The 13,446-nt window shown below is 72.7% G+C and carries 11 protein-coding genes and 1 pseudogene; 3 read left to right on the top strand and 9 right to left on the bottom strand.

The genetic code is table 11. The annotated features are described in order from the left end of the window. The first annotated feature begins 72 nt into the window (after positions 1–72). Positions 73–1,242, top strand: a complete 1,170-nt coding sequence (locus Q5530_RS33455) for a cytochrome P450 (RefSeq protein ID WP_415366805.1) — start codon at positions 73–75, stop codon at positions 1,240–1,242. A gap of 110 nt (positions 1,243–1,352) precedes the next feature. Beyond that, positions 1,353–1,769, top strand: a complete 417-nt coding sequence (locus Q5530_RS33460) for a DUF6892 domain-containing protein (protein WP_415366807.1) — start codon at positions 1,353–1,355, stop codon at positions 1,767–1,769. 125 nt (positions 1,770–1,894) lie between these two features. Here the strand turns inward: Q5530_RS33460 and Q5530_RS33465 are convergent, their stop codons facing one another. From Q5530_RS33465 to Q5530_RS33505, 9 genes are all read right to left on the bottom strand, one after another. Further along, positions 1,895–2,899, bottom strand: a complete 1,005-nt coding sequence (locus Q5530_RS33465; RefSeq protein WP_415366808.1) for a sugar phosphate isomerase/epimerase family protein — start codon at positions 2,897–2,899, stop codon at positions 1,895–1,897. Continuing rightward, positions 2,896–4,032 carry a Gfo/Idh/MocA family protein gene (locus Q5530_RS33470; RefSeq protein ID WP_415366809.1) on the bottom strand — a complete coding sequence of 379 codons (1,137 nt, stop codon included), beginning with the start codon at positions 4,030–4,032 and terminating at the stop codon, positions 2,896–2,898. Before Q5530_RS33470 ends, Q5530_RS33465 begins: the two co-directional genes overlap by 4 nt. A gap of 35 nt (positions 4,033–4,067) precedes the next feature. Next, positions 4,068–5,114: a substrate-binding domain-containing protein gene (locus tag Q5530_RS33475; protein WP_415366810.1), complete on the bottom strand. Its 1,047-nt coding sequence runs from the start codon at positions 5,112–5,114 to the stop codon at positions 4,068–4,070. Between the two features lie 50 nt (positions 5,115–5,164). Beyond that, complete coding sequence (locus tag Q5530_RS33480; RefSeq protein WP_380635545.1) at positions 5,165–6,166, bottom strand: ABC transporter permease; 1,002 nt, start codon at positions 6,164–6,166, stop codon at positions 5,165–5,167. A 5-nt stretch (positions 6,167–6,171) separates the two neighbouring features. Continuing rightward, the gene (locus Q5530_RS33485; RefSeq protein ID WP_415366811.1) at positions 6,172–7,821 is read right to left on the bottom strand and encodes a sugar ABC transporter ATP-binding protein; all 1,650 of its coding nucleotides are present in this window, start codon (positions 7,819–7,821) and stop codon (positions 6,172–6,174) included. Next, positions 7,818–9,026, bottom strand: coding sequence for an ROK family protein (locus tag Q5530_RS33490; RefSeq protein WP_415366812.1), 1,209 nt, complete (start codon positions 9,024–9,026; stop codon positions 7,818–7,820). The genes Q5530_RS33485 and Q5530_RS33490 overlap by 4 nt, the downstream gene beginning before the upstream one ends. Positions 9,027–9,284: 258 nt before the next feature. Beyond that, positions 9,285–10,487, bottom strand: coding sequence for an ROK family transcriptional regulator (locus Q5530_RS33495; RefSeq protein ID WP_380635315.1), 1,203 nt, complete (start codon positions 10,485–10,487; stop codon positions 9,285–9,287). 4 nt (positions 10,488–10,491) lie between these two features. Next, positions 10,492–10,710, bottom strand: coding sequence for a DUF6939 family protein (locus tag Q5530_RS33500; RefSeq protein WP_415366830.1), 219 nt, complete (start codon positions 10,708–10,710; stop codon positions 10,492–10,494). Next, positions 10,703–11,953 carry an oxygenase MpaB family protein gene (locus Q5530_RS33505; RefSeq protein WP_415366813.1) on the bottom strand — a complete coding sequence of 417 codons (1,251 nt, stop codon included), beginning with the start codon at positions 11,951–11,953 and terminating at the stop codon, positions 10,703–10,705. The genes Q5530_RS33500 and Q5530_RS33505 overlap by 8 nt, the downstream gene beginning before the upstream one ends. Positions 11,954–12,941: 988 nt before the next feature. Here Q5530_RS33505 and Q5530_RS33510 point away from each other — a divergent pair. Continuing rightward, a pseudogene (locus tag Q5530_RS33510) lies at positions 12,942–13,356 on the top strand (transglycosylase SLT domain-containing protein); the annotation flags it as partial. Between the last annotated feature and the right edge of the window lie 90 nt (positions 13,357–13,446).

The following is a 13,446-nucleotide window of genomic DNA, read 5'->3' on the forward strand; positions in this document are numbered from 1 at the left end:
CCCCACCGCCGCCGAACCCGCCCCCGGCCCGGTCCCGCTCGCGGTCCCCGCACGCGGCTAAGGTCGATCCCCGTGGACTACCCGATTCCGCGTCGCCCGGGGTTCGACCCGCCCGACGAGTTCGCCGCGCTCCGCGCCACCGCGCCGGTGTGCCCGGTGTCGCTGCGGCACGGGCAGGAAGCCCTGCTGGTCACCCGGTACGACGACGTGCGCGCGGTCCTGCGCGACCACGAGCGGTTCAGCTCCGACCCCGCCCGGCCGGGTTTCCCCCAGCTGCGACCCGTGGTGGACCGGAAGGCCGCGCCGGGCAGCTTCCTGGTCACCGACCCGCCCGAGCACACCCGGTACCGGAAGATGCTGACCGGCGAGTTCACCGTGCGGCGGATGAACGAGCTGCGCCCGCACGTGGAGCGGATCACGCGGGAGCACCTGGACGCGCTGCTCGCCGGCCCGCGCCCCGCCGACCTGGTGGCCGGGTTCGCGCTGCCGGTGCCGTCGGACGTGATCTGCCTGCTGCTCGGCGTGCCGGTCGAGGACCAGGAGTTCTTCTCCACCCGCAGCCGCGCCCACCTGAACCGGTCGCTGACCGCCGACCAGGTGCGGACCGCGCTGGACGAGCTGCACGCCTACCTGGAGGACCTGATCCGGGCCCGGCGCGCGGCGCCGGGTGACGACCTGGTCGGCCGGCTCGTGGCGGACCCGTCGCTGACCGTCGGGGAAGCGGTCGGCATGACCGTGCTGCTGCTGGTCGGCGGGCACGAGACCACGGCGAACTCGATCGCGCTGTCCGTGCTGGCGCTCCTGAGGGACCGCGCGCAGTGGGAGGCGCTGGCAGCCGACCCCGACCTGGTGGACGACGCGGTCGAGGAGCTGCTGCGCTACCTGAGCCCCGTGCACCACGGCGTGGTGCGGGCCGTGGCGGGCGACGCGCGGGTGGGCGACTGCCCGGTGCGGGAGGGCGAGGGCGTCATCGCCTCCCTGTTCGCCGCGAACCGCGACCCCGCCGAGTTCCCCGACCCGGACCGGCTCGACCTGCGGCGGTCGGCGAAGTCCCACCTGGCGTTCGGCAGCGGGGTGCACCAGTGCATCGGCCACCTGCTGGCGCGGCTGGAGATGCGGGTCGCGCTGCGCGCGCTGGTGACCGCGCTGCCGGACCTGCGCCTGGCCGTGCCGTTCGAGGAGGTCGCGTTCCGGTTCGACGCCCCGATCTACGGCCTGCGGTCGCTGCCGGTGACCTGGTAACCCGTCCGGACCGCCCGCCGACCCGACCCGCCCCCCGCGCTCGCCAGACCCGGCGGCTCGATCCCGGGCACCGGGTGGCGGTATCATCCGCCGCCTATATGGTTCGGGGCATGAGCCAGTCGATCCCGTTCGCCGACACCAACTTCAAGCTCGCCGTCGTCCAGGAGCTGATGTACAACCAGGACCTCTTGCCGAGGTTCGACCTGCGCGAGTACGCCGCCGAGCAGGGCTTCACCTACGACGACGGGAGCGTCGGGCCGGTGCCCGAGGCGCTGGCCTACTTCGAGGCGCTCGACGTCCCCGTCGAGCTCGCGGAGAAGATCACCGAGATCGAAATGGACGGCGGCAACGAGATCTACCTGGAGATCGCGCCGAACTGGGACGGCGAGGACGGGCTGTTCGACGTCGACGAGTTCGCCGACCTGCGGCACTTCCCCAACCTGAAGTCGATGACCCTGTTCTACACGGGCGACGAGGAGGCGCTGGAGACGCTGCGCGCCCGCGGGATCGAGGCGGACTGGCTCTGACACCGACCGCCACGGCACCGGGAACCTCGCCGTGCCGCCCCGCCGCGGTCCCGCGCCGGGCGGACGCGACGTCGAACACGGTGCGGCGTCCCGCCCCACCACCGGGGCAGGACGCCGCACCCCGCCTACTTCTCCGTGCTGAACGCGGCGTCGAAGGACGCGGCCGGCGGGTCGAACAGGTGCCGGCGGATGAAGCCGACCGCCTCCTCCGCCCCGCGCAACCGGTCCATCCCCGCGTCCTCCCACTCCACCGACACGGGCCCCCGGTACCCGATCGCGTTCAACGCCCGGAAGCAGTCCTCCCACGGCACGTCGCCGTGGCCGGTCGAGACGAAGTCCCAGCCGCGCCTCGGGTCGGCCCACGCCAGGTGCGAGCCGAGCCTGCCGTTGCGGCCGTCGAAGCGCTTCTTGGTGTCCTTGCAGTCCACGTGGTAGATGCGGTCGGCGAAGTCGAGGATGAAGCCGACCGGGTCGAGGTCCTGCCAGATGAAGTGCGACGGGTCCCAGTTCAGGCCGAACGCGGGGCGGTGGTCGACCGCCTCCAGCGCCCGCTTGGTCGTCCAGTAGTCGTAGGCGATCTCGGACGGGTGGACCTCGTGCGCGAACCGGACACCCACCTCGTCGAAGACGTCGAAGACCGGGTTCCAGCGCCGGGCGAAATCGGTGTACCCCTCGTCGATCACCGACTGCGGCACCGGCGGGAACATCGCCACGTACTTCCACGTCTTCGACCCGGTGAAGCCGACGACGGTGTCGACGCCCAGGCGGGCGGCCGCGCGGGCGGTGTCGGCCATCTCGGCCGCCGCCCGCTGCCGCACGCCCTCGGGCTCGCCGTCGCCCCAGACGCGCGCGGGCAGGATCGCCTGGTGCCGGAAGTCGATCGGGTCGTCGCAGACGGCCTGCCCGACGAGGTGGTTGGAGATCGTCCACACCTGGAGACCGTGCTTCTCCAGCACCGCGCGCTTGGCGGTCACGTAGTCGTCGTCCGCCAACGCCTTGTCCACCTCGAAGTGGTCGCCGGAGCAGGCGATCTCCAGGCCGTCGTAGCCCCAGCCCGCGGCGAGCCGGCACACCTCCTCGAACGGCAGGTCGGCCCACTGGCCGGTGAACAGCGTGACCGGTCGGCTCATCGGGGTTCTCCAATCGTGGTCCACGTGGACCGGTTCCCGGCGCTCTCCTCCACCGCGGCCAGCACCCGCTGCACGCGCAGGCCGTCGGCGAAGCTGGGCGCGGGGTCGGTGCCCTCGCCGATGGCGGTCAGGAAGTCGGCCGCCTCGTGCGTGAACGTGTGCTCGTAGCCGAGGAGGTGGCCGGGCGGCCACCACGCCCCCACGTACGGGTGGTCGGGTTCGGTGACCAGGACCCGGCGGAACCCGGCGTCCGGGCCGTCGGACTGGAACACCGACAGCTCGTTCATGGCCTCGAAGTCGAACGCCAGGCTGCCGCGGCTGCCGTTGACCTCCAGCCGCATGGCGTTCTTGCGGCCCAGGGCGTACCGGGTGGCCTCGAACGTCCCGAGGGCGCCGGAGGAGAAGCGCGCCAGGAACACCGCCGCGTCGTCGACGGTCACAGCGGCGCGCCCGTCGCCGTCGGGGCGCTCGGGCACGAACGTCTCCAGCGTCGCGCTCACCCCGGTGATCAGCGAGCCGGTGACGAACTGGGCGGCGTCGACGATGTGGGCGCCGAGGTCGCCCAGCGCGCCTGAACCGGCCTTCTCCCGCCGCAGCCGCCAGGTCATCGGCGCCTCGGGGTCGGACAGCCAGTCCTGGAGGTAGACCGCGCGCACGTGCCGGACGTCGCCGACGACCCCGTCCGCCACGAGTTTGCGGGCCAGGGCGATGGCGGGCACGCGCCGGTAGTTGAACGCCACCATCGAGCGGACGCCGCGGCGGGCGGCCTCCTCGGCGGCGGCGGTCATCGCCTCGGCTTCCTCGACCGTGTTGGCCAGCGGCTTCTCGCACAGCACGTGCTTGCCGGCGGCCAGCGCGGCGAGCGCGATCTCGGCGTGCGTGTCGCCGGGCGTGCAGATGTCGACGAGGTGGACGTCGTCGCGGTCGACGAGCGCGCGCCAGTCGGTCTCGGCGGCGGCCCAGCCGTACCGGGTGGCGGCCTCCTTGGTGCGCACCGCGTCCCGCCCGCCGACCGCGGCCAGCTTCGGCGCGAGGGGCACGTCGAAGAAGCGGTGGACGTTGCGCCAGGCGTGCGAGTGCACCGCGCCCATGAACGCGTGGCCGACCATGCCCACGCCGATCTCTTCCGTCATCGAGCAGCCTTTCCGCGACAGCAGGGGTGAAAGGATCAGGAGTCGAAGCCGACGTCCAGGTACTGGTCGACGTTCTCCTTGGTCACCACGGCGGAGTAGGTGGTGATGGACGCGGGGATGTCGTGCTCCGCGAGGTCGCCGATGCCCTTGGTCTGGCCGAGCAGGCGGGCCAGCGCGATCGCCGAGGACGACATCGACGGGCTGTAGAGCACGGTCGCCTTCATCACGCCGCTGTCGGCCTTGATCAGGTCCATCATGTTGCGCGAGCCGGCGCCGCCGACCATGACGAACTCGGTGCGGCCGGCGCTGTCGATGGCGGCCATGACGCCGATGCCCTGGTCGTCGTCGTGGTTCCACAGCGCGTCGAGCTTGCTCGCGGACTGGAGCAGGTTGGCCGTCTGCTGCTCGCCGGACTCGGAGGTGAACTGGGCGGACACGCGCGGGCCGACCTGGAAGCCGCTGCGGGCCAGGGCGTCCTTGAAGCCCCGGCTGCGCTCCTGGGTCAGCGGCAGGGAGTCGATGCCGGCGACCTCGCCGATGATCGGGCTGCCGATGTTCTTGGCCTTCATCTGCGCGGCGATGAACTCGCCCGCGTTGACGCCCATGCGGTAGTTGTCGCCGCCGATCCAGGTCCGGTAGGCGAGCGGGGTGTCGAAGACGCGGTCGACGTTGATGACCGGGATGCCCGCGTCCATGGCCTCGCGGCCGACCTCGGTGAGGGCCTTGCCGTCGAAGGGCAGCACGACCAGCACGTCGACCTTGTCGTTGATCAGCGTCTCGACCTGGCTGATCTGCTGGTTGACGTCGTTGGTGCCCTCGGTGGCCTTGAAGGTCACGTCGGAGAACCGCTCCGCCTGGGCCCGCGCGTTCTTGGTCATGGCGGCCATCCAGCCGTGGTCGGCGGCGGGCGCGGAGAAGCCGATGGTCACCGCCTTGCCCGGCTGGGCGTTCTGGCCGGACCCGGCGGCGACGGCGTCGGGCGCGGTGTTGCCGGACTGGTTGGAGGTGCAGCCCGACAGGAGGGCGGCGGTGCCGACGGCGGTGGTGCCCCAGAGGAAGCGGCGGCGGTCGAGTGAGGGCATGGTGGTACTCCCGGGCGAGGTGTCGGGTGTTTCCGGACGGGGTGGTGCGGCTAGGTGGTGCGCGTGCCTCGGCGACGTGCGGCGGTGGTGCGCTGGAGGAGCACCGCGGCGACGATGATCACGCCCTTGGCGATGTTCTGGATGTCGGTGTCGAGGTTGTTCTGGGTGAAGATGTTGCCCAGGACGGTGAAGATGAGGACGCCGATGAGGGTGCCGATCAGCGAGCCGCGGCCGCCGGTGAGCAGGGTGCCGCCGATGACGACCGCGGCGATGGCGTCCAGCTCGTAGAACATGCCGTTGGTGGACGCGCCGGAGGTGGTGCGGGCGACGACCATGAGGGCGGCGATGCCGCAGCACAGGCCCGCGATGCCGTACACGAGCGCGGTGTGCCGCTTGACGTCGATGCCCGCCAGGCGCGCGGCCTCGGCGTTGCCGCCGACGGCGAACGTGCGGCGCCCGAACGTGGTGCGGTTGAGCACCACCCAGCCGATCGCGAACACCGCGGCGAGCAGCCAGATCAGCACCGGCACGCCGAGCAGGTCGCCGCGGAAGAACGTGCTGAACCCGGTCTCGGTGATCACCTGCGTGCGGCGGCCGGACAGGCGTTCGGCCAGGCCCTTGGCGGAGGCGTACATGGCCAGGGTGGCGATGAACGGCACTATCTTCCCGTAGGAGATGAGCAGGCCGTTGACCAGGCCGCAGCCCAGACCGACGAGCAGCGCGCACAGCACCATCACCACGGGCCCGTAGGACTGGGTGGCGACGGTGGTCATCCACACGCTCGACAGCGCCACGATCGACCCCACCGACAGGTCGATGCCGCCGCTGATGATCACGAACGTCATGCCGACGCTGACCACGCCGATGGCCGCGGCCAAGCGCAGCATGGTGGAGATGTTGGCCTCGGTCAGGAAGCTGTCCGGGCGGGTGGCGTACCCGACGGCGCACAGCACCACCAGCACGCCCAGCAGGCCGGTGAGCCGCAGGTCCAGGGCGCGCCGGCGGGGCGGCTGCTCCCGGGGCGGGGCGGATTTCGGGTCGAGGACCCTCAGTTCGGTCACTGGACCTCCTCGGTCACGGCCTTCTCGGTGAGGGTCTTGTCGGTGGGGGTTCTCCCGGCGGGGGTTCTCCCGGCGGGGTTCTTCCCCGCGGGGGTGCTCTCGGGAACGTCCCGCTCGGTGGCGTCCCGCTCGGTGGCGTCCCGCTCGGTGACGGCGCTGCCCGCCAGCACGATGTCCAGCACGGCCGACTCGGTGAGCTCGCCGGCGGGCCGGTCCGCGACCACCTCGCCGTCGCGCAGCACCAGCACCCGGTCGGCCAGGCCGAGCACCTCGGCGACCTCGCTGGAGACGAGCACCACGGCCACCCCGGCGGCGGCCAGCTCGTGGATCACCCGGTACAGCTCGGCGCGCGCGCCCACGTCGACGCCGCGCGTCGGCTCGTCCAGCAGCAGCACCCGGCAGCCCCGGACCAGCCAGCGCGCCACCACCGCCTTCTGCTGGTTGCCGCCGGAGAACTCGGCCACCAGCCGCCGGGGGTCGGCGGGACGCAGGTCGAGGCGCTCCAGGGTGGCGCGCGAGTCGCGCAGCTCCCGGTCGCGGTCGACGAAACCGGCGGTGCTGTAGGCGGGGAGGCTGGAGAGGGTGACGTTGTGCGCCACGCTCAGGTCCAGCAGCAGGCCCTGGGCCTTGCGCTCCTCCGGGGCCAGCCCGATGCCCGCGCGCACGGCGGCGGGCACGCTGCCCGGTTTCACCGGCCTGCCGTCGACCCTGACCACGCCCGCGTCGGGTTTGCGGGCGCCGAAAACGGTTTCCAGGATCTCGCTGCGGCCCGCGCCGACCAGGCCCGCGATGCCCAGCACCTCGCCCGCGTGGACGTGGAAGGTGACGTCGCGGAACTCGCCGGCGCGGGTCAGCCCCTCGACGGTGAGCACCTCGCGGGTGACGTCCACGGTGGACACGTCGCGGTGCGGGAAAACGGTGTCCACCGCGCGGCCCGACATCACGTCGACCAGCTCGGAGGTCGGGGTGTCGGCGGGCAGGCCGGCGGCGACCGTGCGGCCGTCCTTGAGCACGGTGACGCGGCTGCCGATGCGGCGGATCTCCTCCAGCCGGTGGGAGATGTAGAGCACGGCCACGCCGTCTGAGGTCAGCTCGGCGACGATGCGGAAGAGGTTGTCCACCTCGTCGGCGGCCAGCGCGGCGGTGGGCTCGTCCATCACGATCAGCCGGGCGTCGTGGGCCAGCGCGCGGGCCATGGACACCAGCTGCTGCCCGGCGGCCGAGAGCGAACCCACCTCGCGGTCGGGATCGATCTCGGGGTGGCCGAGGCGGGCCATGAGCGCGCGGGTCCGCTGCCGCGCCGCGCGGCCGCTGGTGAAGCCGAACCGGTTGGGTTCGTGCCCGAGTAGAACGTTTTCCGCCACCGAGATGCCCGGCACCAGGTCCAGTTCCTGGTACATGGTCGCCACGCCGAGCCGCAGCGCGGCCACCGGCGACGACAGGGTGGTGGGCCGGCCGCGCCAGGTGATCTCGCCCTGGTCGGGCTGGTGGGCCCCCGCCAGCACCTTGATCAGCGTCGACTTGCCCGCGCCGTTCTGGCCGAGCAGGCAGTGCACCTCGCCCTCGGCGACCTCCAGGTCCACGCCGTCCAGCGCGCGCACGCCGGGGAAGGTCTTGCCGATGCCCGTCATCCTGAGCAACGTCATGCGGGGGTGCCTTCCTGTCGGGTGCCTTCCTGGGCCGCGCCGTGCGGTACATCGTTTTCCTTCACCGGCACCAGGGTCGGGTCGTCGAGCACGCGCCGCAGCGCCGCCAGCGCCGCGCCGCGCGCGCCGGCGGTGAAGCCGAACGTGGACGCGGTGATCGAGGTGCCCTCCTGGCGCTGCGGCACGACCAGCCAGTCCTGGAGGGCGGCGAAGTAGCCGCCGAGCACGATGCGCCTCGGGTTGAGCAGCGCGGTGAGCACGGACAGGCCGGTGGCCAGGTGCTCGGCCGTGCGGTGCAGGGCGTCGACCGTGCGCGCGTCGCCGCGTTCGGCGCGGGTGCGCAGGATGCACATGCGCTCGCCCCGGGACAGGTGCGGGTCGTGCACCTGGTCGTGCCGGGGCGCGCAGGCGTGCAGGAACGCGTCGAGGCCCACCCTGGTGTTCCAGCAGCCGCGCTTGCCGCAGCCGCAGTGGGGGCCGAAGTGGTCCAGGACCATGTGCCCGATCCCGCCGGCGCGGTTGTCCGCGCCCCGCACCAGGGCGCCGTTGGTGATCACGCCCGCCTCCACCTCGTGGTCGCCGTTGAGGTAGACGAGGTCGTCGACGGGGTCGGCGTCGTGTTCGGCGCGGGCGGCGAGGTGGGCCTCGTTGTCCACGTCCAGGCGGTCGATCGGCAGGCCGGTGCGGGCGGCGAGCCCGTCGACCACGGCCACCCCGCGCCAGCGCAGCGGGGTGGCGGTGACCGTGCCGGCGCGGTGGTCGGCGCGACCGGGCACGGCGACGGTGACGCCCGTCCAGCCGGCCCGCGCGACGTCGTCCAGGGCCCGGCGGGTCAGGTCGGCCAGCTGGTCGAGGGCGTGCTCGGGGACGGTGGTGTCGCAGGCCCGCCGGCGGCGCAGGTGGACCTCGCCGGTCAGGTCGGTGACGGTCGCGCCCAGGCTGCCCGGACGGATGTCGAGGCCGATGCCGCAGGCCGCGCCGGGGCGGAGCCGGACCAGGCCGCCGGGACGGCCCTGGGTGGTCGTGGTGCCCGCGGTCTGGGTGAGGCCCCGGTGGTCGAGGTCCGCCAGCAGCGGGGACAGCGTCGCCTTCGAAAGACCCGATCTCGCGGCGAGCTGGGCGCGGGAGACCGGGCCGTGGGCACGGAGCGTGCGCAGGAGGAGGGCGAGGTTGGCCTCGCGCCTGCTCTCGGTCTGCGCCTGCATCGTGTCTCCGACTTCGTCGAGGGAGCCGATCAAAGGAGGTGGTCCAGCTCACGTTCCCGGGTGAGTTGCGGCAGATCCTGACAGTCCGGCAGGCGCGCTGACAAGAACTCGGGCCGACTTTTGTCAGTTCGTTGCAAAAGTCGGTCCATTTATGACAGAAGGGGAGGCGTGCCGACACCGAGCGCAGCCGGTTCCGGACATGCCGCTGTTCCGTGAGTCCCGCTCGACTTCACGGAGGAGAGATCGGATCTCTGCGGGTCAGCCCGCTGCGGAGAAGGCGCGGTCCGTGCCGGACCACGCGGCGCCGGTCACGCCGGCCAGGTCACCCAGCTCGGACAGCACGATGGGCAGGTTGCCCGTCGCCAGGGGCAGCGAGCGGCGGTAGACCGCGCTGCGCACCTCGGCCAGCAGCGAGTGCCCCAGCCGGGACACGCCGCCGCCGATCACCACCATCCCCGGGTTCAGGAAGCTGACCAGGGACGCCACCACGTGCCCCAGCCGCCGGCCGCCCTCGCGGACCAGGTTGGCCGCCGCGAAGTCGCCCGCCGCGGCCGCCGCGCCCACGTCCTCGGCGTTGAGCGAGCCCTTCCCGCCCAGCGCGGCGGCCAGCGCCACCGACCGGCCGCTGCGGGCCAGCGTGGTCGCGTCCCGCGCCAGGGCCGCGCCGCCGAAGTACGCCTCCAAGCACCCGACCTCACCGCAGGCGCACGCGGGCCCGAAGTCGTCCAGCCGGATGTGCCCGATGTCGCCGGCCGTGCCCGCCACCCCCCGGTAGACGCGCCCGCCGAGCACGATCCCGCAGCCGATGCCCGTGCCGACCTTGACGAAGATCAGGTCCTCCAGCGACCGGGCCACGCCCGCGTGCCGCTCCCCCAGCGCCATGGCGTTGACGTCGTTGTCGACCGTCACCGGGCAGCCCCACCGGCCGGCCAGCTCGTCGCGCACCGGGTAGCGGTCCCAGCCGGGCATGATCGGCGGCGCCACGGGCATGCCGTCGCGGAAGCTCACCGGACCGGGCAACCCGATGCCCGCGCCGATCAGCCGGCCCGGCGCCTTGGCGTAGACGACGTCGGCGAGCTCGACCACGCGGCTGAGCACCCGCGCCGGCCCGCCCCGCACGTCGCACTCCTCGCTGCGGCTCTCCAGCACCTCGCACCGGCCGTCGGTGACCGCGACCCGCACCGAGGTGGCGCCCACGTCCACGCCCAGCACGCGCAGGTCGTCGGCCAGGTGCACCAGCGTGGAGCGCCGCCCGCCCCGGCTGGCCGCCGGACCGCCGACCTGCACCAGGCCGACGTCCACGAGCCTGGCCAGCTCCCCGGTCAGCTTCGCCCGGGGCAGCTCCAGCCGCTCGCCCAGCGCCACCCTGGACATCGCGCCCTCGTCGCGCAGCACCGCCAGCAGCTCCGACTGCTCCCCGGAGACCACGTGCGGCTGCCTGCCGCTGCCCGTCGCGCTCATCGCGTTACCCCGCCCGAAGTCCGATCCCGTTGCCCCCGCACCAATCTAGGCCCGACCCCGGGCGGGCGGTTCGACAGATCGGGTTCACCCCCGGTGTGAACGGCACCGGGATGCCGCCGTGCGGGTAGGAGGGACTGAGCCGCACCCACGGCTCCGGCAGGTCCGGCTCGGGGCAGACGGTCCGGCTCGGGCAGGTCCGGCCTGAGCAGACCGGGCTAGGCAGGTCCGGCTTGGGCGGCTCCGGTCGAGGCCGCTCCGGGCTGGACGGGTCCGGGCTGGACGGGTCCGGGCTGGGCGGGTCCGGGCTCGGCGAGGTCGACCCTGGCGGGTCCGGCCTGGGCCGGCACCGGGCACGTGCCGGCCGCCGCCCACCGCTCATGCAGGTCGGTCGGGATGCTGAGGGTGGTGGACTGGCCGTTGGTGAGGTCGCGGACGCTGCCGCCGAGCAGGAGCGCGCCCGCGCGGTCCAGGATGGCGGTGGCCAGGGCGCTGTTGTCCTCCGAGCGCTCCAGCGCCCGCACCAGGCGGGCGCCCGTGCTGACCACCCGCCCCCAGCCGCGCGAGTTCGGGACCTCCATCCAGTCCGCGACCTCGGGGTTGACCACCTGCCGGACCATGGCGGCCACGACGCCGTCGAAGACCTTGCCCGGGAACAGCCGCTCGTACAGGTCGAGCAGGTGGCGGGTGAGCACCACACCATCCGGGGAGGGGCCGTAGGCGGCCTCGACCACCGCCGTGCTCAGCTCGCGCGCCTCCTCCAGCGACTCGGGCAGGGCCTCGACCGGGATGCCGAGCATCGCGCCGGTGACCCGCCACACGTAGTAGTAGTCGGCGGCCTCCTCCTCGGTGACGGAGATGCCGATGCGGCGCATCCCCTCGATCACCTGAACGGAGAAGATGAGGAGCGCGCCGACCATGTCCTGCTGGCACACCGGCACGCCGTCGGCCTCGACGTCCCAGCGGCCGGACGTGGTGAGGAAGTGCCGGACGGCGGCGTGGATGAGGCGGGTCTTCTGGATGGTGGGCACGAACGTCCCGCCCGAGCCGAAGGCGTCGCGGCCCATCATGTTCATGACGAACTGCGAGGTCTCCGACAGCCGCCGGTGGGGCTGGTTGAGGCCGTGGGTCAGGGTCAGCACCCGCGAGGGGCGGGGCTGGGCGTAGCAGTTGACCATGGCGCCGAAGGTGAGCACCGAGGCGACGTGCACGCCGTCGTCCACGAAGAACCCGTAGGCCCTGGCCACCCGGTCGTGGTCGACCCAGTCCGGCGGGTTGTCCGTGGCGACCAGGAAGTCCCGCACCAGGTCGGGCAACTGCTCGGGGATGGGCTGGTCGTTGGCGCGGAAGTGCTCCAGCACCTCGTTCACCACGCTCACGCGGTTGGTGGCGACCAGGTCGGCCACGACCGCGTCGGCGAGCGGGTCGCCCTGGAACTTCAGGGCGTCGAAAGCGGCTGCGTCGAACACGGGGACCCGCCCTTCACATGTAGGTGATAACCACCTCACTCTTCGTGCGCACCGGAGACCAGAACACGATCCGGTGAAGCGCGGAGCGGGAGTGACACGCAGCGTGGGTTTTCCGCATCGGTCGGGTTCCGGCCTGCGTTCCTCCGAGGGGTGAAACGGGGCGGATGGCGGTGCCGTCGAGCGCGGTGAAGCCGGTCCGGAGGCGCCGGGCGGACCCGCCCGGCGCGAGGGGTGGCAGGCCGGGCAGGACCCGGGCCGGTGCGTCAGCGGGCGGGCGGCGGCTCGGGGTCTTCAGACGCCTGCGGCTCTCCAAAGGACGAATCCCTGTTCGTTGCATTTTTGAGACCTCCGTAACCCCCGGTTCAACGGAGAGTGACAGACACCCCCTAGGTCACGTGACGCGCGTCACCCATAACGGATCTGTCCTTGCCCCCGGAAATCACGAGCGGTTACGTTTCCGCGCGCAGATCACGGTTCTGTCACCGAACGGACACGGGCCCGAATCCCCCGAAAACCGGGCCCCGACCACCTGGATCCCCCGCCAGGCCCGGTGCCGGAATTCCCCGACGCAGGAGGCTGCACTGTTGGCTCGGCACGCTCGACACGCGCGACCAAAGAACAACAGCGAGGACACCTTCCGGTTCCAGGTCCCGCTGCCGCCCCCTCCCGGTTACCGGGGCGCGCACCGGGCCGAGCCTGAGCGGGTCCTGCCCAAGCGCCTGGCCGGCGTCGCCGTGGCCGTCGGTGTCGTGGGCGGTGGTGCCGGCGCCGCCGCGGCCACCATGACCGGGCAGTTCACCCCGGTCGCGGGCGGTGCGGAGTTCGCCGTGGTGCCGGACACCAGCGTCCGGACCGGCAAGGTCGACACCGTCCACGCGATCAACCTGGGGTCGGAGACCGCCCGCATCATCCGCCAGGAGCAGCTGACCGCGCTGCACGCGTTCAACCAGGCCAGCACCTTCGCCCAGGACGGGTACGCGGCCCGCAAGGCGGCCGAGGAGAAGGCGGCCAAGGAGGCGATCGAGGCGGCCAAGCCGCCCAAGCAGCGGCAGGTCGAGGGCTGGATCCGCGAGGCCATCGGCATCCTCGCCGCCAACGGCACGGCCATCGACGAGGGCAGCCTCGACGAGATCTACACGATCATCATCAAGGAGTCCAACGGCAACCCGAACGCCGTCAACACCTGGGACTCCAACGCCATGCGCGGCACGCCGTCCAAGGGCCTGATGCAGTGCATCGACCCCACGTTCCAGGCGTACAAGCTGTCGGGCCACAACGACATCTACAACCCGGTGGACAACATCATCGCCGGCGTCCGCTACACCTACGCGCGCTACGGCGGCTTCCACAACCACCCGGGCCTGGTCTCCATGGCCGCCGGCTCCGGCTACCTGGGCTACTGACCCCACCCGGGCCGACGACGCCCCCCTGGTGACGGCGCGATCGGTACCGCGCCGCCACCGGGGGTTCAGCCCGGCCGGGGATTCGGCCCG

Origin of the sequence: Saccharothrix sp. BKS2, assembly GCF_047689505.1 — a bacterium.
Taxonomy (GTDB): domain Bacteria; phylum Actinomycetota; class Actinomycetes; order Mycobacteriales; family Pseudonocardiaceae; genus Actinosynnema; species Actinosynnema lopnurensis.

Coding starts and splice junctions, on each gene's coding strand:
- Q5530_RS33465 (WP_415366808.1), bottom strand. CDS start 2,899: ATGAGCCGACCGGTCACGCTGTTCACCGGCCAGTGGGCCGACCTGCCG.
- Q5530_RS33470 (WP_415366809.1), bottom strand. CDS start 4,032: ATGACGGAAGAGATCGGCGTGGGCATGGTCGGCCACGCGTTCATGGGC.
- Q5530_RS33460 (WP_415366807.1), top strand. CDS start 1,353: ATGAGCCAGTCGATCCCGTTCGCCGACACCAACTTCAAGCTCGCCGTC.
- Q5530_RS33495 (WP_380635315.1), bottom strand. CDS start 10,487: ATGAGCGCGACGGGCAGCGGCAGGCAGCCGCACGTGGTCTCCGGGGAG.
- Q5530_RS33475 (WP_415366810.1), bottom strand. CDS start 5,114: ATGCCCTCACTCGACCGCCGCCGCTTCCTCTGGGGCACCACCGCCGTC.
- Q5530_RS33485 (WP_415366811.1), bottom strand. CDS start 7,821: ATGACGTTGCTCAGGATGACGGGCATCGGCAAGACCTTCCCCGGCGTG.
- Q5530_RS33490 (WP_415366812.1), bottom strand. CDS start 9,026: ATGCAGGCGCAGACCGAGAGCAGGCGCGAGGCCAACCTCGCCCTCCTC.